This is a genomic window from Mesorhizobium sp. M0678 (genome assembly GCF_040320505.1).
Classification (GTDB): Bacteria; Pseudomonadota; Alphaproteobacteria; order Rhizobiales; family Rhizobiaceae; genus Mesorhizobium.
The window spans coordinates 324,094-346,335 of the sequence record NZ_JAMYPT010000004.1; the positions used below are offsets into that span (position 1 = coordinate 324,094).

At 63.4% G+C, this 22,242-nt stretch carries 23 protein-coding genes; 14 read left to right on the forward strand and 9 right to left on the reverse strand.

The annotated features are described in order from the left end of the window. The first annotated feature begins 59 nt into the window (after positions 1–59). Positions 60–206 (forward strand): hypothetical protein, encoded by a 147-nt coding sequence (locus NKI29_RS10460; RefSeq protein WP_352452379.1) that lies wholly within the window; start codon positions 60–62, stop codon positions 204–206. Between the two features lie 51 nt (positions 207–257). On the opposite strand, the gene NKI29_RS10465 is transcribed toward NKI29_RS10460, so the two are convergent. From NKI29_RS10465 to NKI29_RS10490, 6 genes are all read right to left on the reverse strand, one after another. Further along, on the reverse strand, positions 258–1,094 hold the full coding sequence (locus tag NKI29_RS10465; protein WP_352569307.1) for a GNAT family N-acetyltransferase: 837 nt from the start codon (positions 1,092–1,094) through the stop codon (positions 258–260). A 5-nt stretch (positions 1,095–1,099) separates the two neighbouring features. Continuing rightward, positions 1,100–1,840: an aspartate/glutamate racemase family protein gene (locus NKI29_RS10470; RefSeq protein WP_023676071.1), complete on the reverse strand. Its 741-nt coding sequence runs from the start codon at positions 1,838–1,840 to the stop codon at positions 1,100–1,102. Between the two features lie 2 nt (positions 1,841–1,842). Next, positions 1,843–2,661, reverse strand: coding sequence for an ABC transporter permease (locus NKI29_RS10475; RefSeq protein ID WP_352796156.1), 819 nt, complete (start codon positions 2,659–2,661; stop codon positions 1,843–1,845). 4 nt (positions 2,662–2,665) lie between these two features. After that, positions 2,666–3,577, reverse strand: coding sequence for an ABC transporter permease (locus NKI29_RS10480; protein ID WP_023676073.1), 912 nt, complete (start codon positions 3,575–3,577; stop codon positions 2,666–2,668). A 203-nt stretch (positions 3,578–3,780) separates the two neighbouring features. Then, complete coding sequence (locus NKI29_RS10485; RefSeq protein WP_023676074.1) at positions 3,781–5,070, reverse strand: ABC transporter substrate-binding protein; 1,290 nt, start codon at positions 5,068–5,070, stop codon at positions 3,781–3,783. A 36-nt stretch (positions 5,071–5,106) separates the two neighbouring features. Beyond that, the gene (locus tag NKI29_RS10490) at positions 5,107–6,195 is read right to left on the reverse strand and encodes an ABC transporter ATP-binding protein (RefSeq protein ID WP_352569303.1); all 1,089 of its coding nucleotides are present in this window, start codon (positions 6,193–6,195) and stop codon (positions 5,107–5,109) included. A 258-nt stretch (positions 6,196–6,453) separates the two neighbouring features. Here NKI29_RS10490 and NKI29_RS10495 point away from each other — a divergent pair, with 258 nt between their 5' ends. Beyond that, positions 6,454–7,167 carry a GntR family transcriptional regulator gene (locus NKI29_RS10495; RefSeq protein WP_023676076.1) on the forward strand — a complete coding sequence of 238 codons (714 nt, stop codon included), beginning with the start codon at positions 6,454–6,456 and terminating at the stop codon, positions 7,165–7,167. Positions 7,168–7,174: 7 nt separating this feature from the next. Here the strand turns inward: NKI29_RS10495 and NKI29_RS10500 are convergent, their stop codons facing one another. Beyond that, the gene (locus NKI29_RS10500) at positions 7,175–8,272 is read right to left on the reverse strand and encodes a lactonase family protein (RefSeq protein WP_352569302.1); all 1,098 of its coding nucleotides are present in this window, start codon (positions 8,270–8,272) and stop codon (positions 7,175–7,177) included. Between the two features lie 190 nt (positions 8,273–8,462). Here NKI29_RS10500 and NKI29_RS10505 point away from each other — a divergent pair, with 190 nt between their 5' ends. The 8 genes from NKI29_RS10505 to NKI29_RS10540 are packed head-to-tail and all read left to right on the forward strand — an operon-like array spanning position 8,463 to position 15,998. Then, entirely contained in the window at positions 8,463–9,014 is a 552-nt protein-coding gene (locus NKI29_RS10505) for a MaoC family dehydratase (protein WP_023676078.1), read from the forward strand. Between the two features lie 3 nt (positions 9,015–9,017). Beyond that, complete coding sequence (locus NKI29_RS10510; RefSeq protein WP_352569300.1) at positions 9,018–10,178, forward strand: CaiB/BaiF CoA transferase family protein; 1,161 nt, start codon at positions 9,018–9,020, stop codon at positions 10,176–10,178. A gap of 20 nt (positions 10,179–10,198) precedes the next feature. Further along, positions 10,199–11,341, forward strand: coding sequence for an extracellular solute-binding protein (locus tag NKI29_RS10515; RefSeq protein ID WP_352796245.1), 1,143 nt, complete (start codon positions 10,199–10,201; stop codon positions 11,339–11,341). A gap of 20 nt (positions 11,342–11,361) precedes the next feature. Further along, positions 11,362–12,549: an ABC transporter substrate-binding protein gene (locus NKI29_RS10520; protein ID WP_352796159.1), complete on the forward strand. Its 1,188-nt coding sequence runs from the start codon at positions 11,362–11,364 to the stop codon at positions 12,547–12,549. 57 nt (positions 12,550–12,606) lie between these two features. After that, on the forward strand, positions 12,607–13,344 hold the full coding sequence (locus NKI29_RS10525; RefSeq protein ID WP_352796161.1) for an ATP-binding cassette domain-containing protein: 738 nt from the start codon (positions 12,607–12,609) through the stop codon (positions 13,342–13,344). Further along, the gene (locus tag NKI29_RS10530; protein ID WP_352796163.1) at positions 13,337–14,080 is read left to right on the forward strand and encodes an ATP-binding cassette domain-containing protein; all 744 of its coding nucleotides are present in this window, start codon (positions 13,337–13,339) and stop codon (positions 14,078–14,080) included. Before NKI29_RS10525 ends, NKI29_RS10530 begins: the two co-directional genes overlap by 8 nt. Next, positions 14,077–15,027 (forward strand): ABC transporter permease, encoded by a 951-nt coding sequence (locus NKI29_RS10535; RefSeq protein ID WP_352796166.1) that lies wholly within the window; start codon positions 14,077–14,079, stop codon positions 15,025–15,027. Before NKI29_RS10530 ends, NKI29_RS10535 begins: the two co-directional genes overlap by 4 nt. 5 nt (positions 15,028–15,032) lie before the next feature. Beyond that, positions 15,033–15,998 (forward strand): ABC transporter permease, encoded by a 966-nt coding sequence (locus tag NKI29_RS10540; protein ID WP_352796169.1) that lies wholly within the window; start codon positions 15,033–15,035, stop codon positions 15,996–15,998. Positions 15,999–16,066: 68 nt separating this feature from the next. Here the strand turns inward: NKI29_RS10540 and NKI29_RS10545 are convergent, their stop codons facing one another. Then, positions 16,067–16,903 (reverse strand): amidohydrolase family protein, encoded by an 837-nt coding sequence (locus NKI29_RS10545; protein WP_352569287.1) that lies wholly within the window; start codon positions 16,901–16,903, stop codon positions 16,067–16,069. A 91-nt stretch (positions 16,904–16,994) separates the two neighbouring features. Continuing rightward, positions 16,995–17,759: an IclR family transcriptional regulator gene (locus NKI29_RS10550; protein ID WP_352569285.1), complete on the reverse strand. Its 765-nt coding sequence runs from the start codon at positions 17,757–17,759 to the stop codon at positions 16,995–16,997. Positions 17,760–17,918: 159 nt separating this feature from the next. Here NKI29_RS10550 and NKI29_RS10555 point away from each other — a divergent pair, with 159 nt between their 5' ends. From NKI29_RS10555 to NKI29_RS10570, 4 genes are all read left to right on the forward strand, one after another. Continuing rightward, positions 17,919–19,235 carry a type 2 periplasmic-binding domain-containing protein gene (locus NKI29_RS10555; protein WP_352796172.1) on the forward strand — a complete coding sequence of 439 codons (1,317 nt, stop codon included), beginning with the start codon at positions 17,919–17,921 and terminating at the stop codon, positions 19,233–19,235. A 142-nt stretch (positions 19,236–19,377) separates the two neighbouring features. Then, positions 19,378–20,274 (forward strand): carbohydrate ABC transporter permease, encoded by an 897-nt coding sequence (locus NKI29_RS10560; protein WP_023676089.1) that lies wholly within the window; start codon positions 19,378–19,380, stop codon positions 20,272–20,274. A gap of 2 nt (positions 20,275–20,276) precedes the next feature. Continuing rightward, positions 20,277–21,143: a carbohydrate ABC transporter permease gene (locus tag NKI29_RS10565; RefSeq protein WP_352796174.1), complete on the forward strand. Its 867-nt coding sequence runs from the start codon at positions 20,277–20,279 to the stop codon at positions 21,141–21,143. Between the two features lies 1 nt (position 21,144). Further along, a complete protein-coding gene (locus NKI29_RS10570) occupies positions 21,145–22,242 on the forward strand; it encodes an ABC transporter ATP-binding protein (RefSeq protein WP_352796176.1) in 1,098 nt (365 codons plus the stop codon).

Here is a 22,242-nt window from a genome sequence, read left to right on the forward strand (position 1 = left end):
CCGCCGTCCTGATACCCGAACTGCTAGACTCGCCCACATCATGTTGTTAACGACAGCGGATGAAGCAGAACTATCTTTATCTCATCATCGGCGCTTTGGCCGTCGCCGTTATTGCGTTGGGGATTTACGTTTATCGCGAGGAGACTAGGCCGAAAGGCGTGGAACTTCGCATCGACGATTCCGGCATTTCAGTTCAGGAGAAATAGACCGCGTAGTCCTGTTGCCCGACTTTGCACTGGAAGTCGGCTTGTACCGCCTCACCCCAACTCCAACGTCGTTATCGCAAAAACTCCGGACTGCACGAGCTGCGGCGCCTTTCCCTTGTACATCCGAGCCGTCTCGAAGCCCGGCTGAAGGCCTGCGGACGACAGCAAGTCTGCAAATTGCCGGCTGGTTTCGGGAACGTCGAGATGGACGTTTCCGGGACCGGACATGTGCGCGAGCGCGGCGAAGAGATGGCTTGCCGCGTCCAGGCTGTCGGCAAAGAGCGGGCCGATCTTGCAGCCGTCCCGGCATTGGCGCGCGACGCCGTATCCCGCAATGGCGCCGTGCTTGAGGATCGCAAGCGCCATATGCGGCGGGCGCAGCCAGTGTTCCAGGAAGGATCGCCTCGGACCGGGAAAGAAGCGGCGGTCATAGTCCAGTATGTCCGGCACGAGTTCCGGCCCTATGGCGCGAATGTCGTTGCCGACGGCTGCCGGGACATTCGGTGACCCCATGAACCGGATCGTCCGGTAGGCCGGTGCAAAACCCATGCTGCGGTAGTTGGCCTGCTGTTCGACGACACCGTCGAGGCCGATCGTGCGCTTGCCGAGCCGCGCTATGCCGGCATCCCAAACGACCTTGCCATGGCCTTGGCCACGCTTGTCCGGCCGGCAGATGTAGAGGCCGATGAAGCCGAAACCGTCGCCATAGGCAACGGCCGAAATGCCGGCCGCCATCTCGCCATCGATAAAGGCACCGATGAAGCCCTGCGGGTCGGCTGCCTGAAACAGCGCGGCATCGTTAAGGCCGGGATTCCAGCCTTCCGCCGCCGCCCAATCGACAAGGGTTTGCACTTCTTCACGTGCGAGCGTTCGGATCGTTCGGGGCATTGCGATCACTCGGCGGCGCCAGGCGCGAAGGATTTCAACGCGCCATGATAGGACTTTGCCAACGGGCTTGCATAGGCGCCGCGCTTGGATGTCGTCAGGCCAAGGGCGATCAAGGCCTCGGCCTGTTTCACGGCAGCGCCCACGCCGTCGATGACCGGAAGCCCGAATTCCCGCTGCAGCGCCGCCGCCAGATCGGCCATGCCGGCACAGCCGAGCACGATCGCCTCGGCGCGATCCTCGTCGATGGCGCGCGCAATCTCGTTGCGCAGCCTGAGCAGTGCGTCGGACGCCGGATCTTCGAGGGCAAGAACCGGGATGTCGGCGGCGCGCACACGCGCGCGCCCTGCCATGCCATAGCGCTGCACCAACCCTTCGACCGGCACGCGCGAACGTCCGGTGGTGGTGACGACGGTGAAGCGCTGGGCGATGAACGAGGCCGTGCTGAGCGATGCCTCGCAAATGCCGATGACCGGAATGTTGGCCATGGCGCGCGCGGCATCGAGGCCGGTGTCGTCGAAACAGGCAATGATCGCGGCTTGCGCGCCCGAGCGTTCGCCGGCGGCGATCTCGACCAGCAGGCCGGGCACGGCAAGTGCTTCATCGTAATAGCCTTCGATCGATACAGGTCCCATCGACGAGGTGACGGCAACGATCTTCGTCGATTGAGCAGCGACCGATCGGGCGGCGACCGCGATAGTATCGGTCATGCTGGCGGTGGTGTTTGGATTGACGACGAGGATCTGCACTGTCAGGCACGCTCGCGGCGGCGGCCGACATAGACGATTGCGCCGAGCGTCAGCAGGATCACCAGGAAGGAAAACACGGTCGTCACGGTGCCCAGCGCATAGAGCACCGGCGTCGTGACATTCGTCGTCATGCCGTAGATTTCGAGCGGCAACGTGTTGAACGTGCCCGAGGTCATCAGCGTGCGGGCGAACTCGTCATATGACAGAGTGAAGCCGAACAGGCCGACGCCGATCAGGCTGGGCGCGATCATCGGCAGCACGACATGGGCAAAGGTCTGCCACGACGATGCTCCGAGATCGCGCGCGGCTTCGTCATAGGCTGGCGAGAACCGGTTGAAGACAGCAAACATGATCAGCACGCCGAAAGGCAAGGTCCAGGTCAGATGGGCGCCGAAAGCGGAGGTGTACCAGGCGGGGCGGAAGCCGATCTGCTGGAAGACGACGCCGATGCCGAGACTGATGATGATCGACGGCACGACCAGGCTGGCGACGGCCAGATAGAACAGTGCGGTTGCGCCGCGAAATTTCTGCCGGAAGGCCAGGCCGGCGAGCAGCGACACGGCGACAGTGACGACCATCACCATCAGGCCAAGGACGAGCGAGCGTTTGAAGCTGCCGCCGAAGTCGCCGACCGCCTGGCGCTCGAACAAATTGGCGAACCAGTGCAGCGACACGCCGTTCAGCGGAAATGTCAGACCGCCGTTCTCGCCCTGGAAAGAGAGGATCAGGATCGCCGAAAGCGGGCCGTAGAGGAACAACACGAAAAGACCGAAGAACGCCGCCAACACATAGAATTCGAGGGTGCGCTTGTCCTGGCTCATCGCCTCACAGCTCCTTGCGGATGTCGACGATGCGCAGGATGCCCGCGACCATCAGCAGCACCAGCACCAAGAGCACGACGGCGTTGGCGGCGGCTGCCGGATATTGCAGCAGCGACATCTGGTTCTTCATCATCAGCGCGACGGAGGCGCTCTGCCCGCCGGACATCACCTGCACCGTCGAGAAGTCGGCCATCACCAGGGTGACGACGAAAATGGTGCCGATCGCCATGCCGGGCTTGGCGAGCGGAATGACGACGTTCCACAGAACCTGCCAGCCGGAAGCGCCGGCGTCGCGCGCGGCTTCTATCAATGACTTGTCGATGCGCATCAGCGTGTTGAAGATCGGCGTCACCATGAACAGCGTATAGAGATGCACCATGGCCAGCACCACGGCGAATTCGGAATAGAGCAGCCATTCGATCGGCTTCGGGATCAGCCCCATTTGCACCAGCGTCGAGTTGACCAGGCCATTGCGGCCAAGCACCGGAATCCACGAGATCATGCGGATGATGTTGGAGGTCAGGAACGGCACCGTGCAGACAAGGAACAGCACCATCTGCATGGCCGTGGTCCTGATATGGAAGGCAAGGAAATAGGCGACCCAGAAACCGATGAACAGCGTCAGCGCCCAGACGATGGCGGCGTATTTCAGCGTATTCAGGTAGGTTTTCCAGGTGACCCAGGAGCCGAGCGTGTCGGAATAATTGGTGGTCAGGAAATCCGGATACATCGCTGCGAAATCGTAATCCCAGAATGAGACCACGGCGATCATCAGAATTGGCAGCAGGAGGAACGCGCCGAGGATCAGGGCAAGTGGTGTTGCCTGGAGATAGGGGACGAGGGCGCCGATCGAGAGCCGGCGGCGTCTGGCGGGTTTGGCGGCGGCGGTGGCGGGGCGTTCGAGCGCGGCTGTCATGAACATCTCGGTATAAGTCAGCGATGCGGCGAAGCCGCCTTTCCTTCTCCCCCTTGTGGGAGAAGGTGGCCGAGCGAAGCTCGGTCGGATGAGGGGTGTTCCAGCTTGGCACCAACAGCGCTCCGGCCGGCACCCCTCAACCGTCTTGGCGCTGCGCGCCAATCCACCTTCTCCCACAAGGGGAGAAGGGGAAGACGTTGTACCTACGCAGCGATGAACTCGTTCCAGCGCTTCACCATGTAGCGGTCTTCGTCCATGACCGAGTTCCAGCAGGCGACCTTGCCCATGCGCTCTTCGAAAGAGCCGCCGTCACGCACGGCGCCAGCCTTTTCCATGACCTTGCCGTCCGGCGACAGGATATCGCCCTTTGCCGGCTTGCCTTCGATCCAGTAGCCCCACTCGTCCTCGGACATGAACTTCTTGGCCGACACCATGTTGGCCGAGTAATAGCCCTGGCGGTTGAGATAGCCGCCAACCCAGCCGGACGTGTACCAGTTGATGTATTCATAGGCGGCATCGAGTTCGGCGCCGGAGAGATGGGCTGCCAGGCCAAGCCCGCCACCCCAGGACCGGTAGCCTTCCTTGAGCGGCTGGAACCGGCACGCGATGCCCTTGGAGCGGACCGCGGCCACGGCCGGCGACCACATTGACTGGATCACCACTTCGCCTGAAGCCATCAGGTTGACGCTCTCGTCGAAGGATTTCCAGAAGGCGCGGAACTGGCCGGCTTGCTTGGCCTTGATCAGGAAGTCGATCGTCTTGTCGATCTCCTCCTTGGTCATGTTGCCCTTGTCGGCGTATTTGATGTTGCCGGTGGCTTCCATGATCATCGCCGCATCCATGATGCCGATCGACGGGATGTTGAGGATGGCGGTCTTGCCCTTGAAGGCCGGATCCATGATGTCGGCCCAGGTGGTGATATCGCGGCCGACGAGGTCGGGGCGGATGCCGAGCGTATCGGCATTGTAGATCGTCGGCACCATGGTGAACCAGTTGGTCGGCGCCTTGGCGAAGACCTTGCTGTCCTGCGCCTCGACGTAACCGACCGTGTGCGGCGCGGTGCCCTGGGCGATAACGCTGTCCGGCGCCAGCTTGCCGGTTTTGAACAGCGGCACCAGCTCGTCGTAATATTTCAGCTTGGTGACATCCATCGGCTGCAGGACGCCTGTCGGGAACACCTTCTTGCAGATCCAGTATTCGATGTCGGCGATGTCGTAGCTGTCGGGCTGCGTCACGGCGCGCTGTGCGGCGGCGTCGGAATCGGTTGCTGTCATCTCCAGCGTGATGCCGAGATCGGCCTTGCACTTGTCGGCGATGGCATTGAGGTTGGATACGCCGGTGCCGAACTGGCGCAGCGTGATGTTCGATTGCGCCCAGATGGTCGGAAAGCCAGATATGGCGCCGGAACCGGCGGCGAAACCGACGGCGGCGGCACCTGTCTTGAGCAGCGAACGTCGCGATATTCCAGTCTTCTTGTCGGTGGTGTTGGTCATGTTCAGTTCCCCTGTTTTGATTGGTTATGCTGGATTTCAGGAATCGAGACGACCAAGGACGATCGCGTCCTCGGCGTCCCAGGCGATCGGCACTGCGTCGCCGACGGCAACCGGGCTGGCGAAGAAGCTGGTGTCGTCGACGATTACGGTGAAATCCTCGATGCCGGCGCCATTGACCGAGAGCTTCACGGTCGAACCGCGGTACTCGACGTTTGAAACGATGCCGGTGAAGCCGAGCCCGGCTGCCGGCGGCTCGCCGATGCGCACGTGGTCGGTGCGAATGGCGATGTCGATGGGTTCCCCGGTCTCCCTGCCCTGCCCGCTGGCCGCGAGCGTGACGCCGCCGGGCACATCGAAAACGACCATGCCGTCGCGACTGCCGGCGACGCGCCCGGAGATGACATTGTGGTCGCCCATGAAACGAGCGACGAAGGCCGTGGCCGGCCGCTCGAACACCGTGCGAGGGTGCGCCGCCTGCTCGATACGGCCATCGTTCATCACCACGATCAGGTCGGCCAGCGCCATCGCCTCTTCCTGGCTGTGGGTGACGTGGACGAAAGTGATGCCGAGCGACGTCTGCAGCTTCTTCAGTTCGGCTCGCATGCGGATCTTCAGGAAAGGATCGAGCGCCGAAAGCGGTTCGTCGAGCAACAGCGCCTCGGGATCGGTGATCAATGCGCGCGCAAGAGCAACGCGCTGCTGCTGCCCGCCGGAAAGCTGCGCCGGGCGGCGGCTGGCATAGGCCTCCATCTGCATCAGCTTCAGCATGTCGAGTGCCTTGGCGCGGCGCTCCTCCTTGCCGACGCCTTTCATCTTCAGGCTGAAGGCGACATTGTCGATCAGGTCGAGATGCGGAAACAGTGCGTAGGACTGGAACATCATGGCAGTGCCGCGCCTGGCCGGCGGCAGGTCGGTGACCACTGTGTTGCCGAGACGCACGTCGCCACTCGATATGCTCTCGTGCCCGGCGATCATGCGCAGCGTCGAGGTCTTGCCACAGCCGGACGGACCGAGCAGGCAGCAATAGGTACCCGCAGGGATTTTCAGGCTGATGCCTTCGACGGCAGTCGTCGCGCCATAGACTTTCGAAACGGACACAATGTCGATTTCGGCGGCTTTGGACATCCAGCTTCCCCTTTGGTCGGATTAGCCAAAGCATCATGCGTGCCAGTTGCGCGCCGCCGCACCAACCGACTGAATCCTCGAAGAAATCAGGGCCGCCTCTATATAGCTGCCGATACGTCGCCCTTGTGCAATGCACAAATTATAGGCGATTGCCGCCGATCTTCGCAAAGATCGTATGCAATCTTTTTCATCTCTGTATTCACTTTGTCTCTCGTCCAAGCGATGCGATTCAGGGTAGAAGAACGCAGGACCACTGCCATGAACATTGCCGACCAGACCTTCCCTGCTATCGAGGCCGCCAACGAGGATCGCGCGCAGGCGATCCGCGACCAGTTGCGCGACGCGATCGTCGATCGCCGGCTAGCGCCGGGAACAAAGCTATCCGAAGGCGAAGTCGGCACGCTGTTCGATGTCAGCCGCACCGTGGCGCGTGCGGCACTGCAGATGCTTTCCTTCGAGGGATTGGTGCGCACCGAGCGCAATCGCGGCGCCTTCGTCGCCAATCCGTCGCCGGAGGAAGCGCGGCAGGTTTTTGCTTCGCGCCGGCTCATCGAACCAGGCATCGCGATTGCCGCCGCCGGACGGATGACGCCGGCGCATGTCGCCGCGTTCAAGGCCCAGCTCGACGAAGAAGGCCGTTTCATCGCCGAACGCGGACCGAACGCAAGGCGATCGGAGATCAAGGCGTCGGGGGATTTTCACCTGCTTCTGGCGTCGGTCGCGGGAAACGTCATCCTGCAGCGCTTCATGGAGGAATTGGTCGCTCGTTCATCGCTGGTGATCGCACTCTATGGCCGCTCGGGCATCTCGAGCTGCGGCCACAACGAACACACGCAGATCCTCGAGGCGCTGGAAAATGGCAATGCCGAACGCGCCAGCGCGCTGATGCTGCACCACATCGACCATATCGAGGCCGACCTCGATTTGCGCGTCAGGAGCGGCCCGGCACTCAGGCAGGCGCTCGAGTTCTGAGATCGCGTCAACGCACGATCCTCACGCACATCGGTGTGCCAATCTCGATGGATCGGCCGGTGTCGGTCAGCCGGCCGGTTGCGGCATCACGGGCGAAAATCGAGATGCGGTCGGCATTCTGGTTGGCCGAGAACAGATGGCCGCCCGAGGGCGTCAGTGCCAGATTGCGCGGCGTGGCGCCGCCGCAAGGCGTATAGCCCACAAGGGCAAGCCTGCCGGTTTGCTGGTCGATCGAAAACACCACTATGCTGTCATGGCCGCGGTTGGAGCCGTAGAGAAAGCGGCCGTCAGGCGAGATCTGGATGTCGGCGCAGTGATTGCCGTCGCGCGCCTCGGGCGGCACGGCCGGCTTGCTGTCGATCACCGTAAGCTTGCCTGATGCTTCGTCCAGCGCCAGCGAGACAACCGTCGAATCCAGCTCGTTCATGACGAACACGAAGCGACCGCCCGGATGCAGTGCGAGATGGCGCGGACCCGCGCCTGGCGCAAGCGCCGACTCGGCGAGCTTCGTCAGGCTGCCGTCTGAGCCGATGCGATAGGACACCAGCCGGTCGATGCCGAGGTCAGCGACGATCGCCATGCCGCCGGCAACCGTCTCGGTTACGCTATGGGCATGCGGCCGCTCCTGGCGGGCAGGATCTGGTCCGGTCCCGCTATGGGCAACGCTCGACAACGGCGCTGTCAGGCCGCCATTCTCACCCAACCCATAGACCACGACCGAGCGATCGGGGCCGCCCTCGCCCATGCCGTAATTGGCGACCAGCAGCTTCGTCCGGTCGCGCGTGATGGCGTTGTGCGCCGTGATGCTGCCCAGCGTCGGCTGCTTGTTGATGTAGGACAGCGTGGCGGTCTGCCTGTCGAAACGGTAGGCCGAGACCACCCCTTCGCGCCAGGTGAACACTTCTGAGTTGGCATAGATGTGGGAGCCGTCCGGCGTCACCGACAGGAAGGTGGGATTGTCGATGTCTCCCGTCTCGGCCAGTTTCTTCGTCTGCAGCGTCCCTTCGTCGAAACTGTAGACACCCAGCCCGATGCCGCGCGCGCCCTGAAAATACGGGGCGTCGCGATTGAGGCTGCCGACGAAAACCAGACAGGCATTCTGCATCACTTCCTCCCTTGTTCCGCCGGCATTGGCCCCGACGGAGCAGGCAAAATTTCGCCTGTTCACGCTTGCAACACAACCCCATATGTGAAAATACTATTCACAAAAGAAGATTGACGGGAGGATCGATCATGCATTTCGCTGGTCTGCGGCGCGCCCTGATGGACGATTCCCGCTCCCAGAGGAAGTCGTCATGAGCGGTTTCGCGCCAACCGTGGGCGTGGCATCGACACACCCCGCCAACATGCCTAGGAATCACGCCGACCTTCCCGTCTGGAACGCGGAGAACTGGTTCTACGAAGACTGGCCGGTCGGCCAGAAGATCCGCTCGCTGCGCCGGACCATTGCCGAGGGCGACAGCCATCTCTTCAACACGCTGGTGCTCGACATCCATCCATACGTGCAGGACCAGATGTTCGCCGAGACGCAAGGCATTTTCGGCAAGCGGCTGGTGGCAGGGGCCTTCGTGTTCTCAGCCGGGCTCGGTCTCGTCGCCACCAATTGCATCAACGCCTTTTCGTATGGCTACGACAAATTGCGCTTCATCAAGCCGGTGTTCATAGGCGACACGATCTATTCGATCCGCTCCAACCTCGACAAGAAGCCAAAATACAAGGAAATGGGGCTGATCCGCGCCAGCTATGAAGTCTTCAAGGGTGAAGGCGAGCTCGTGCTTTATTGCGAGCACCTGCAGACGGTGAAGTACCGCAATCCGGCCGATTTCGCCGGCAAGACGGAGAAATAGGCAATGGCTGCCATTGCCGAACTGCCGCTGACCGGGCTCATCGTTGTCGATATGAGCCAGTTCTTGTCCGGGCCTTACTGCTCGCTGCGACTACTCGACCTCGGCGCTCGCGTCATCAAGATCGAACGGCCGGACGGCGGCGATCTGTCGCGCCGGCTCTATCTCAGCGACACCGAGATCGGCGGCGATTCCACCATTTTCCATGCGATCAACCGCGCCAAGGAAAGCCTTGCCATCGACTTAAAGGACGAGGCCGACCTTGCGGCGCTGCGCGGCCTGCTGGCCAAGGCCGACGTGCTGATCCAGAATTTCAGGCCCGGCGTCATCGAACGCCTGGGCTTCGATTACGAGGCGGTGCGCAAGATCAATCCGCGCCTGGTCTATGCCTCGATCAGCGGCTATGGCGAGGAAGGCCCGTGGGTCAAGCGGCCCGGGCAGGATCTGCTGGCGCAGGCCCGCTCCGGCGTGATGTGGCTGAACGGCGACGAGGACCAAGGGCCGGTGCCCTTCGGCCTGGCGATCGCCGACATGCTGGCGGGCTCCGCCGCCGCGCAAGGCATCCTCGCCGCACTGGTGCGGCGCGGCGTGACCGGCAAGGGCAGCCATGTCGAGACCAGCCTGCTCGAAGCGCTGGTCGACTTCCAGTTCGAGGTGCTGACCACGCATCTCAATGACGGGCGCCGGCTGCCGCGGCGGTCGAGCTTCCGCAGCGCGCACGCCTATCTCTCGGCGCCCTACGGCGTCTATCCGGCCAAGGGCGGCTATCTGGCGATCGCCATGACGCCGATCTCGAAACTCGCCGATCTCCTCGGGCTCGAGGAGCTTGCGCCCTATCGCGACCAGCCGTCGACCTGGTTCACCGCCCGCGACGAGATCAAGGCGATCATCGCGCAAAAGATCGCAACGAAGACGGTCGACGAATGGCTTGCCATTCTCGAGCCTGCCGACATCTGGTGCGCCAAGGTTTTGACCTGGCCGGAAATGATGGCCAGCGAAGGCTTCCAGGTCCTCGACATGCTGCAGACGGTGACGCGCGAGGATGATGTTTCGATCCTCACCACGCGCTCGCCGCTCAGGGTAGACGGCATCCGCGCGAAGGTCGAGCGGGCCGCGCCACGCATCGGCGAGCACAGCGCAAAAATCCGCGTGGAGTTCGGGCTGTGAGCGACGTCACGCTCAAAGGCATGACCTGGAGCCATCCGCGCGGCTATGACCCGATGGTCGCCTGTTCGAGACTGTGGAAGCAACAAACTGGCATCGCCGTTGAATGGGACAAGCGCTCGCTGCAGGATTTCGAATCCTTCCCGGTCGAGGAACTGGCCCGTGCCTACGACCTGATCGTCGTCGACCATCCGCATGTCGGCCAGATCACCGCCGAGAATTGCCTGGCGCCGCTCGATGTCGCCGGCCGGGAAGCCGAACGTGCAGCACTTGCGGCGGGCAGTGTCGGCCGGTCCTATCCGAGCTACAACTGGCAAGGCCGGCAGTGGGCGTTTCCGATCGACGCGGCGAGCCAGGTGCAGGCATGGCGGCCCGACATGCTTTCGGCTGCGCCGGCGAGCTGGGCCGATGCCCTCGATCTGGCGCGGCAAGGCCACGTGCTGTTGCCGCTGAGGCCGCCGCATTCGCTGATGGTGTTCTACACGCTTGCCGGCAATCTCGGCCGGCCTGCCGGTGAAGGCCCTGGCGACCATGTGGACCCGGCAGCGGGCAAGCAGGTCTTCGAGATGATGCGCGAGATCGCAGCCCTCGTCGACCCGGCCTGTCTTGGCATGGATCCGATCGCGGTTCTGGAGCAAATGGCCGGATCCGGCTCGCGGATCGCCTGCGCGCCGCTGATCTATGGCTATGTCTCCTATGCCATCGCCGGGTTTCGACCCACCCGCCTGGCTTTCGCGGATATCCCGGCCGCTGGCAATGCCGGCCCCAAAGGCTCGGCGCTCGGCGGGACCGGCATCGCCGTGTCGGCCTTCTCGAAGGCCGGACAGGAAGCAATCGACTTCGCCTACTGGATCGCCAGCGCTGACGTGCAGCACGGCCCCTACGCCTCGGCCGGCGGCCAGCCCGGCCATGCGGCAGCCTGGGCGGATGCCGCCGTCAACGCCGCCGCCGGCAATTTCTACAAGGACACGCGGGCTACGCTCGAAGGTGCCTGGGTGAGGCCGCGCCACGACGGCTACATGGCGTTCCAGCAGGCGGCGTCCGATCGCATCAATCTCGGCCTGAGCGAAAGGCACAATGCCGCTCGCGTCGTTGCCGATCTCAATCGCCTGTTTCGGGAGAGCCTTTCGACGCAGGTGTCCGGCGTTGCCGGCAGAGGAGTCTGAACAACCGAACGGAGGAGAACATGAACAGCCTGATCCGCGGCCTTATGGCCGCAACCGCACTTGCATCGGTCACGACCATAGCCTGCGCTCAAGACGTTTCGGGCGTGATTGCTGGATTGCCGACCGAACTGAAGGCACAATATGACGGCGCGCCACAAAAGGTGCTGCCGTCGGCCTGGGATAATTTCACGCCGCCGTCAAAGCCGTGGAAATGGTGCCACTCCGAGTCCTACCAGGGCAATCCGTGGCGCGTCACCGTGACCAAGGAGTTGAAGCGGCTGGTCGACGGCCTGATCGCCGACGGCACCGTGGCGAGCTTCGAGGTGTCGGATTCCAACAACGACGCCAGTCAGCAGATCAACCAGATCCGCGCCTTCATCGACAAGAAATGCTCGATCATCACCTCGATCCCCGGCTCGGCGACGGCGCTGGACGATGCCATCGATGCCGCAGCCAAAGCCGGCATCCCCTTCATCACGGCAGCTGGGTCGGTGACCAGCCCGAATGCGATCAATGTCGATTCCAACTATGCGCGCTGGGGCTACGACATGATGACGGCGATCGGCAAAGCAATGCCGGACGGCGGCAGCGTGCTTCTGGTCGAAGGCATTGCCGGTCACCCGATCGTCGTGCAGGAGCGCCAGGGCGGCGACAAGGCGCTGGCCGAAAATTCAAAGCTCAAGGTCTCGCGCAGCGTCAACGGCAACTGGACGGCCAACGTCACCAAGACAGCGGTGCTGCAGGCGATCGCCACCAATCCGGCGCCGATCGATGCGGTGTGGACGACGGGCAGCGAAAGCCGCGTCGTTGCCGAGGCCTTTGCCGAGGCCGGCCGCCCTGCCCCGCTGATCACCGGCTCGATCACCGGCGATGCGCTCGGCTACTGGAAGGCCAATCCCGACAAATACCGCTTCGAAGGCCATGCGGTTCTGCCGCACTGGACGGCCGAGACGCTGTTTCGTGTCGGCGTGCGCATGCTCGACGGACAGAGGCCGAAGCTCAATACGCTGCTGATCCCGATTCCGCCGGTCCACAATGCCGACCTCGGCGCCTGGTACAAGGACTGCATGACGCCGGACGCCGTCTCGATCTTCCCGGTCCCGCCGAAGGATCCGATGCCGGAGGAATGGCTCGATGCCTACTTCGCCAATCCGGCACCGACCAAGGGCTGGGATTATTCGAAGGTGCCGGACGCCTGCGCCAAGTAGCATTTATGAGCGCCGGCTCCGCACCAGCGGTGCCGGCTTTCTCCATCAGGATTGCTCATGCTGGAAGTCCAGGCCATCTCGAAACGCTACGGCGAAACGATTGCGCTGGCCAATGCCTCCATCGCATTCCGCGCCGGCACGATCCACACCATCCTGGGCGAGAATGGTTCGGGCAAGAGCACTCTGGTCAAGCTGCTGTCCGGAATTGTGCAGCCGGACAGCGGCGCGATCCTGCTCGACGGAGCGCCCTTTACCGGCCTCTCGCCGGCGGCGTTCCAGACCGCCGGGTTGGCCACCGTGTTCCAGGAAGTGCTGATCGCGCCTGACCGTTCGGTGACGGACAACATCCTGCTCGGCCTCGACGGCTTGCTGACGCGCACCGTGCCGCGCGCCGAGCGGCGGCAACGCGCACAAGCGGTGCTGAAGCGCTTCGCGGTGACCGAGATCCCGCTCGACCAGTTGGCCGGGCAATTGCCGCTTGCCATTCAGCAATTGGTAGTGCTCGCCCGCGCCGTGGTTCGCAACCCGCGCATTCTCATCCTCGACGAGGTTACGGCGGCGCTCGACTTTGCCGATCGCGAGGCGGTCTTTGCCATGATGCGCAGGCTTGCTTCGGAGGGCTGCCTGATCCTGTTCATCACCCACCGCATGGACGAGGTGATGTCGCTTTCGGACCGGATTTCCGTGCTGCGCGGCGGCAGCGTGGTGACGACTGAGGAACGCGGCACGTCCACCGCATCCGAACTTCTCAGAGCGATGGCGCCACGCACGGCGGCGGAGCTGGCGCATGGCTGATCGCGCCAGCCTTTCGGTGCGCGGCCTGGTGATCGCGCCGGGCGCAAGCCCCATGACGCAAACCATTGCGCCTGGCGAGATCGTCGGCCTTGCCGGCCTCGACGGCCACGGACAGGAGCGGTTCCTGAAAGTGCTGGCCGGCCTGGAACGCCCGGCCGGCGGCGAGGTGACCGTCGAGGCGCCAACCGGAGCGCGCGCGATCACCAATTTCCGCAAGGCGGTCGCCGGCGGCATCGCCTATTTGCCGCGCGACCGGCGCACCACCGGCATTTTTCCGACCCAATCGGTGCTCGACAATTTTGCCGTCTCGACGCTGTCGCGCGATATGCGTTTCGGTCTGCTCAGCTTCGCCGCGCGGCGGCAGCGCTATGAACGCTATCGGGACAGACTGTCGATCATCGCGCCACGGCCGGACGCCCCGATCACCACGCTTTCCGGCGGCAATCAGCAGAAGGTGCTGCTGGCCCGCGCATTGGCGCTGGAACCGGCGATCCTGCTCCTCAATGATCCGACGCGCGGTGTCGACGTGGCGACGCGCCATGTCCTCTATGATGTGTTTCGTCGACTGGCGGCGGACGGCATGGCTCTGGTCATCCTGTCGAGCGAGATCGAGGAGATCCTGCTGCTTTGCCATCGCGTGCTGGTGTTCCGCGAACAGCAGGTGGCGGCTGAAATCACCGGAGACGAGATGAAAAGCGATACGGTGATCGCCGCCATGTTCGGGCGCGCGGCATGAGCGGGTTGCGGCGCATGGCGGCGCGATGGCGCGGCGCCGGCTTTGCGGCAGTGCTGTTGGTGATCCTGATCGCGGTCAATCTGCTGCTCAATCCGGCGCGCTTCCATCCTGCCGCCTGGGGCGCGCTGATCGGGCTCGCCGCGCCGCTGATCGGCGCAGCGCTCGCCTCGGCTCCGGTGATCCTCGCCGGGCGCGGCGGCATCGACATTTCCGTCGGGCCATTGATGGGCTTCGTCAATGCGATGGTGATCCAGGTGCTGTTTCTCAGGCTTGGCATATCTTCGCCGCTGGTCATCGTGCCGGCGGCGCTTCTGATCGGCGCGATCGTCGGCGCTGCCAACGGCTTCTTGGCGACCATCGTTCGCATCCAGCCGATCGTTGCGACGCTCGGCACCTATCTGATCCTCACCGGCATGACGCTGACCATCCTGCCGGCGCCGATCGGTCCGGCGCCGGGCTGGCTGAAGGCAATGGCCGGACCCTGGTCGGCACTGCCGCTGGCGCTGATCTTCCTGTTCTGGTGGCTGGTGCGGCAGACGCCTTACTACGACCAGCTGATGGCGGTGGGCAGCGACGATCGCGCCGCTTACACGGCCGGCGTTCCAGTCACCAAAGTGCGTTTCATCGCCTATGTCGTGACCGGCATACTTGCCGCTTGCGCCGGCCTCATGCTGACCGCGCTGATCGGTTCGGCCGACCCTAATATCGGGCCAACCTACACGCTGATCGCGATTGCCGCGGTGGCGCTCGGCGGCGTCAGCCTTGCCGGCGGGCGCGGCGGGCTCGCCGGTGCCGCCATCGGCGCTATCGACATCTTCCTGCTGCAGAGCGTGCTGACCGCCTTCAACGTCTCCACCTATGTGCTGCAGATCGCCTATGGCGCGATCCTGGTTGTGGCCGTCATCATGACGGCGCTGCAGGAACGGCTCTCGGGAGGGAAAGGCTGAGAAGCATGCGCCAGACCTGGTTCCAGTCCACCAATGCCCGTGTCGCCGGTGCCTTTGCCGTCGCTGTCGCCTTGCATCTCCTTGGCACCTTGCTCATCCCGGGCTACTCCCAGCCGTTCGCCATCCGGGCGCTGCTGGTGATCGCCTCGCTGCTGGCGGTAGCATCGATCGGCCAGACCCTCGTCGTAATCCTGGGCGGTATCGATCTGTCGATCCCCTTCATCATCGGCTTTGCCAATGTCGTTGCCGCACAGCTCTACGGCGGCGGCTGGAATTTTGCCCTTGTCTGCACAGTCGTCGTCGCGCTCGCCTTACTGATCGGGGCGCTGAACGGCCTGATCTCGCGCGGGCTCGACATCCACCCGCTGATCGTCACGCTCGGCACCGGCATGATCGTGCAAGGTGCCGTCCTGTTGTGGACCGGTGGCTTTCCATCCGGATCGGCGCCTGCCGCGGTTTCCGCCTTCGTTTCGATCGGCGGTTCGGTCGGACCGCTGCCGGTGCCGGGGCTGGTGCCATGCGTCGCGGTGCTGACCTTGCTGGTGGCGCTGGTGCTGGCGCGCACGCCATACGGCCGCCGTCTCTACGCCCTCGGCAGCAATCCAGGTGCTGCGCCGCTGGCGCTGATCGATCCAGTCCGCATGTGGACGGTGACTTATGCCGCGAGCGCCTTCTTCGCCGCCGCAGCCGGCGTGCTGCTGCTCGGCTTCACCGGCTCTGCCTATGGCGATGTCGGCCAGCCCTATCTGTTCCAGACGATCGCGGCAGTGGTGGTCGGCGGCGCCGCCCTTGTCGGCGGCCGCGGCAGCTATTTCGGCACCATTGCCGGCGTCCTGGTGCTGACGGAGATCAACACGCTGCTGATCGGCCTCGGCTTCCGGCCCTCGACCGTGCAGGCGGCACTTGGCCTGGTCATCGTGCTCCTGGTTTCGCTCTACGGTCGCGAGCGGCACGTCTCGGCGACGATCTGAGGCCACCTATTCGTTTGAGCCGCATTTGTGCGACGCCGAGTGATTCCATCACTTGGCTGCAAAATGCTCTACAAACTCCACAGCCGCTTGGCGTTGCCGGACAGCAGTTGTTGCCGTTCATCGGTGCTGGTGCCGGCAAGCAACGCATGCGTTGCCGCAATCCAGGTCGCAAGCCCGCCGCCAAGCGTGCAGACCGGCCAGTCGCTGCCCCAGACGACCCGGTCCCAGCCGAAGCATTCGATGGTGTGCTCGACATAGGGAAGCAGCGTTTCGACAGTCCAGGATCCGGCATCCGCATAGGCGACCACACCGGAAATTTTGCCGACGACGTTCGGGCGCCGCGCGATCTCCGCCATGTGCTCGCGCCAGGGGTGCTCGGCGCCACCCTTGATGTCGGGCACGCCGCAATGGTCGAGCACGAACTGCACGTCCGGCGCGAGGTCGGTGAGTGCAATCGCCTTGGGGATCTGGTGCGGCAGAACGACAAGGTCGAAGGTCAGGCCGCTGCCGGCAAGCCGCTTGATGTTTTCACGAAACAGCGCGCCCTCCGAAAGCTCGTCCGGCATGACGTGCAGCACGCGGCGAAAGCCCTTGACGAAAGGATCGGCGCGCTGGCGCTCGAGATAGGCGGCAAAGCCGGGCTCTTCCGGACGGCAGGAGGCAATTGCCCCCCGCAGCAAGCTGGCCTTCTCCCGCGACAGCGCTTTGACACGGCCGGTTTCGGCCTCGATGTCGGCAGGATCGACATCGACCTCCATATGCAATGCGCCCTCGATGCCGGCGCGGCGGGCCTGGACTGCATATTCGTCGTAGGAGAAATCGCGGTTGAGTGCCGGCACGCCGGCCAGCCAGGGATAGCGCAGCGCGGACTGATCGATCAGGTGCAGATGGGTGTCGAAGATCATGGCGGCGCGCTCCTCCTTGGCGACTTCGAGATCATCTCACGGAGAAAATCTTCATTCAAATAAGAATTCATCGCGATTGCTTGACGGTCGATCACGCCAGTTGCGACAGCTTTTCGGTCGCTGCCAGCAGCAGCTCAATCGTCCTCGTAATGTCGGGCGCCTTGGGTGCGTTGACCAGGGTTATGTAGGGGATCGACAGCGCGGCGATCGCCCTGCCGTCCGAACCAAGAACCGGTGTCGACAGGTTGAAGACACCGGCGGTCTGCATCGATGCCATCATCTCGTAGCCGCGTTCCCGGATCTGGTCGAGGCGGGCAAAGAACTCCGGCGATTGCGGTGGCTTGTCGGTGCTGCGCAGATGTTCTGAGATCATCATCTGCCGCTCTTCCGGCGGGCGGAACGCCAGCAACACATGGCCGGAGCCGGTGTCGAACAGGCTGATATGCGAGCCGACGCGGATCGAGATGCCCCAGTAATCCGGCGCTTCCTGCTGTGCAATCACCACGGCGGAGCCGCGATCGAAGACGACGAGCTGGTTTGCCTGCTGCGAGGTTTCTGCCAGCTCGCGCATCAGCGGGGTCGCATAGGAAACCAGCCGGCGCACCGGCGCGTGCAGCTGCGCCAGGCCAAACAGCTTGAGCGTCAGCGAATAACGGTCGCCATCCGGCCGCGTGACGTAGCCGCGCCGCACCAGCCGGTCCAGCATGCGGTAGAACTCGTTCGGGCTGCGGTCGAGCTTCTTGGCGATTTCCGCCTGCGTCAGGCCGCCGTCGACGCCGGCCAGCAGCTCGAGAATGTCGAGCCCCTTGTCCAACGCCGGCGCTCGATAGCGGTCGTCTTCCTCGTCCTCTGCCATTGGGCTTCTCCAGTGAATTTCACCTTTCATATACGCATAACGGCATTGCTTCCGGAAGAACTTTCGGCTTGACGATGCTATAAATGTTTTGTTTGTATATGAATGAAGCTGCCGATCAGCCCTCGCTATGGATCGACGCAGACTCTTGGGAGGATACCAATGACGAAACTGTTTTGCGGCCTGTCGGCCGGCGTAACGCTGCTCGCACTGGGTGCGAGTGCCCTTGCTGCCGACCTGCCCGGCAAATTCGACGGCGTCACCATCGACGCCAAGCTGATCGGCGGCCAGCAATATGAAGGGCTGTACGCACGCATCGGCGAATGGGAAAAACTGACCGGCGCCAAGGTCAACGTGATCTCGAAGAAGAACCACTTCGAGCTCGACAAGGAAATCAAATCGGACATCGCCTCCGGCAGCATCAACTGGTGCGTTGGGTCGAACCACTCGTCCTTCGCGCCGCAATATCCTGATATCTACACCGACCTCAACAAGCTGCTGCCGAAGGAGGAGATCGACGCCTTCGTGCCGTCGACGATCAAGGCCTCGACGCTCGACGACAAGCTGGTGATGCTGCCGCGCGCGCAGTTCGACGTCTCGGCGCTCTACTACCAGAAGAGCCTCTACCAGGACGAAGCCAAGAAGGCCGCCTACAAGGCCAAGTACGGCAAGGAACTGACACCGCCCGACACCTGGGACGAGGTCGCCCAGCAGGCGGAATTCTTCGCCAGCCCGCCCGATTTCTACGGCACCCAGTTCGCCGGCAAGGAAGAGGCGATCAACGGCCGCTTTTACGAGATGCTCATCGCCGACGGCGGCGAATACCTCGACAAGGATGGCAAGCCGGCCTTCAACTCGGAAGCCGGCGTGCACGCGCTCGACTGGTTCGTCAATCTCTACAGGGCCAAGGCGGTGCCGGCCGGCACCACCAACTATCTGTGGGACGATCTCGGCCAGGGCTTTGCCTCGGGCACCGTCGCCATCAACCTCGACTGGCCGGGCTGGGCAGGCTTCTTCAACGATCCGAAGTCGTCGAAGGTCGCCGGCAATGTCGGCGTGAAGGTGGCGCCGAAGGGATCGGCCGGCATTCGCACCGGCTGGTCGGGGCACCACGGATTTTCGGTCACCGAAAACTGCGCCAGCAAGGAAGCCGCGGCGTCGCTGGTCTGGTTCCTGACCAATGAGGACAGCCAGAAGCTCGAGGCGGCAAGCGGCCCACTGCCGACCCGCACGGCGGTGTGGGACTGGGATATCCAGCAGGCGGCCAGCGATCCTTACAAGAAGGAAGTGTTGGCGGCTTTCCAGGAAGAGGCAAAGCACGCTTTTGCCGTGCCGCAGACACCTGAATGGATCGAAATCTCCAACGCCGTCTATCCCGAATTGCAGGCCGCCATCCTTGGCGACAAGACCTCCAAGCAGGCACTGGACGACGCTGCCGCCCAGGCCACGCAAATCCTCGAGGACGCCGGCAAGCTTTGACCATTCTCCCAAGGGGGCGCCGCGCTCATCGAAGAGCGGCGTCCCCGAACTTTTTACGAACCATGCGCAACACGCTTTGTCTTGATCCCAGCTCGCCGATGGCGGCCTTCGGTGTCCGGGCACCAACCAGAACCGGATCGCCATGAAAGGCTGGAGACCTTCGCCGCCATTGCTGCTCCTGCTGCCGGCGGTGATCGTTCTGGCGGCGGTGGTGGTGGTGCCGCTGCTGCTTTCGCTCTATTCCAGCTTCACGCCGTTCCGGCTGACCAGGCCGGAGACGTTCTGGGTCTTCATCGGCGCGCGCAACTACGTCACCATCTTGACCAGCCGCGCTTTCTGGGTCGCCTTTGCCCGCACCGTGGTGCTGCTGACCGTCGCGCTCAACCTGGAAATGCTGATCGGGCTCGGGCTGGCCCTGCTGGTGGAGAAGGCATCGCGCGGCCAGCGGATCCTGCGCACCATCATGATGTTTCCGATGATGTTTTCGCCGATCCTCGTCGGCTTCCAGTTCAAATTCATGTTCAATGACAATATCGGCCTGGTGAACAACGCCCTGCAGGGGCTCGGCCTGACCGATCGCGCCATCCCGTGGCTGATCGACGGCAATCTCGCCTTCATCGCCATCCTGATCGCCGAGATCTGGTCGTCGACCTCGGTGTTCGCGATCCTGATCCTGGCCGGGCTGCTGGCGATGCCGCGCGAACCGGTCGAGGCGGCCCGCGTCGACGGCTGCACGCCGTGGCAGACATTCCGCTATGTCACCTGGCCGTTCATCATGCCGTTTGCCTTTATCGCCATGACCATCCGCTCACTCGACGTCGCGCGCGCCTATGACATCGTAAAGATCATGACCGACGGCGGCCCCGCCGGCCGCACCGAACTGGTCTGGACGCTGGTCGCCCGCACCGCCTACAGCGATGCCAGGATGGGAATGGCCAATGCCATGGCCTATTTCTCGATCCTGCTGTCAATCCTGTTCACCGTCTATTTCTACCGCAAGCTCGCCGCAGCGCGCACGCAGATCGCGGCGGAGTGGTGAGGATGGACCAGAACAGCCTGCATCGCGTCGGCAACAAAGCGCTCCGAATCGTTCACGGCATCGGACTGTTCCTGGCCATGCTGGTCATCTGCCTGCCCGGCATCTGGATCGTGCTCTCGTCGCTGCGGCCGACCGTCGAAATCATGGCCAAGCCGCCGGTGTGGATTCCGCAGCAGCTTTCGCTCGACGCCTACATCGCCATGTTCAGCGGCGTCGGCCAGGGTGGCATTCCGGTGCTCGACTATTTCCGCAATTCGCTGATCATCTCGGTGACCTCGACGGTGATCGCCATCGTCATCGGCATGGCCGGCGGCTACGCCTTTGCGCGCTACCGCTTTCGCGCCAAGTCGGCGATGTTCCTCGGCCTGATGCTGACGCGCACGGTGCCCGGCATCGCGCTGTCGCTGCCGCTGTTCTTCGTCTTTGCGCGGCTCGGCATCGTCGACACGCATTTCGGGCTGATCCTGGTCTACGTCGCGCTCAACGTGCCGTTCACCGTCTGGCTGATCGACGGCTTTTTCCGCCAGGTGCCGAAAGATCTCGCCGAAGCCGCGCAGATCGACGGCTGCACGCGCTGGCAGGCCTTCTGGCAGGTCGAGTTTCCACTCGCCGGGCCCGGCATCGCCTCGGCCGGCATCTTTGCCTTCCTCACCTCCTGGAACGAGTTCGCGCTGGCTTCGCAGCTGACGCGCTCGATCAACTCCAAGACGCTGCCGGTCGGCCTGCTCGACTATACGGCCGAATTCACCATCGACTGGCGCGGCATGTGCGCGCTCGCCGTGGTCATGGTCATACCGGCGCTCACGCTTACCTTCATCGTCCAGAAACACCTCGTCGGCGGCCTCACTTCCGGCGCGGTGAAAGGCTGACATGGCAACCGTATCGCTCAAGAACCTCACCAAAAGCTACGGCCCGGTGGCGGTCGTGCACGGCATCGATCTCGAGGTCGCCGACCGCGAATTCATCGCGCTGGTCGGGCCGTCCGGTTGCGGCAAGTCGACAACCCTGCGCATGATCGCCGGCCTCGAGGCGATCAGCGACGGCGTCATCGAGATCGGCGGCCGCATGGTCAACGATCTGCCGCCGCGCTCGCGCAACATCTCGATGGTGTTCCAGTCCTACGCGCTCTACCCGCATATGACCGTGCGCGAAAACCTCGGCTTCTCGCTCAAGATAGCGGGCGCCGCGAAAGAAGAAATGGACCGTCGCGTCGCCGAAGCGTCCGGCATTCTCGGCCTCGACCAATTGCTCGAGCGCCGGCCGTCGCAGCTGTCCGGCGGACAGCGCCAGCGCGTCGCCATGGGCCGCGCCATCGTGCGCGATCCCGACGTCTTCCTGTTCGACGAGCCGCTTTCCAATCTCGACGCCAAGCTTCGGACGCAGATGCGCACCGAGATCAAGAAGCTGCACGCCAAGGTCAAGTCGACAGTGATCTACGTCACCCATGACCAGGTCGAAGCGATGACATTGGCGGACCGTATCGTCATCATGCGTGACGGTTTCATCGAGCAGGTCGGCACACCCGACGAGGTCTTCCGCCGGCCGCAGACACGCTTCGTCGCGGGCTTCATCGGCTCGCCGCCGATGAATCTGCATGAGGCGGTTGTCGACGACGGACAGTTGCTGTTCGCCAGCGGCGAGAGGCTGCCTTTGCCCAGCCAGTTCAAGGCCAATATCGAGGCCGGCGACAAAGTCGTTTTCGGCCTCAGGCCCGACGACATCTATCCGACCGGGCATGGCATCAGCTCCGGCGAAGACGTCGACGTCCACCAGATGGAGTTGCCGGTGACCGTCACCGAGCCGCTCGGCAACGAGACGCTGGTGTTCGCCGAATTCAACGGCAGCGACTGGGTATCGCGGATGCTCAATCCAAAGCCGCTGAAAGCCGGCGACCGGGTCAAGATGAGCCTGGACCTGTCGCAGGCCCATCTGTTTTCCGCCGAAACAGGCAGGACATTGCGAGGTTAA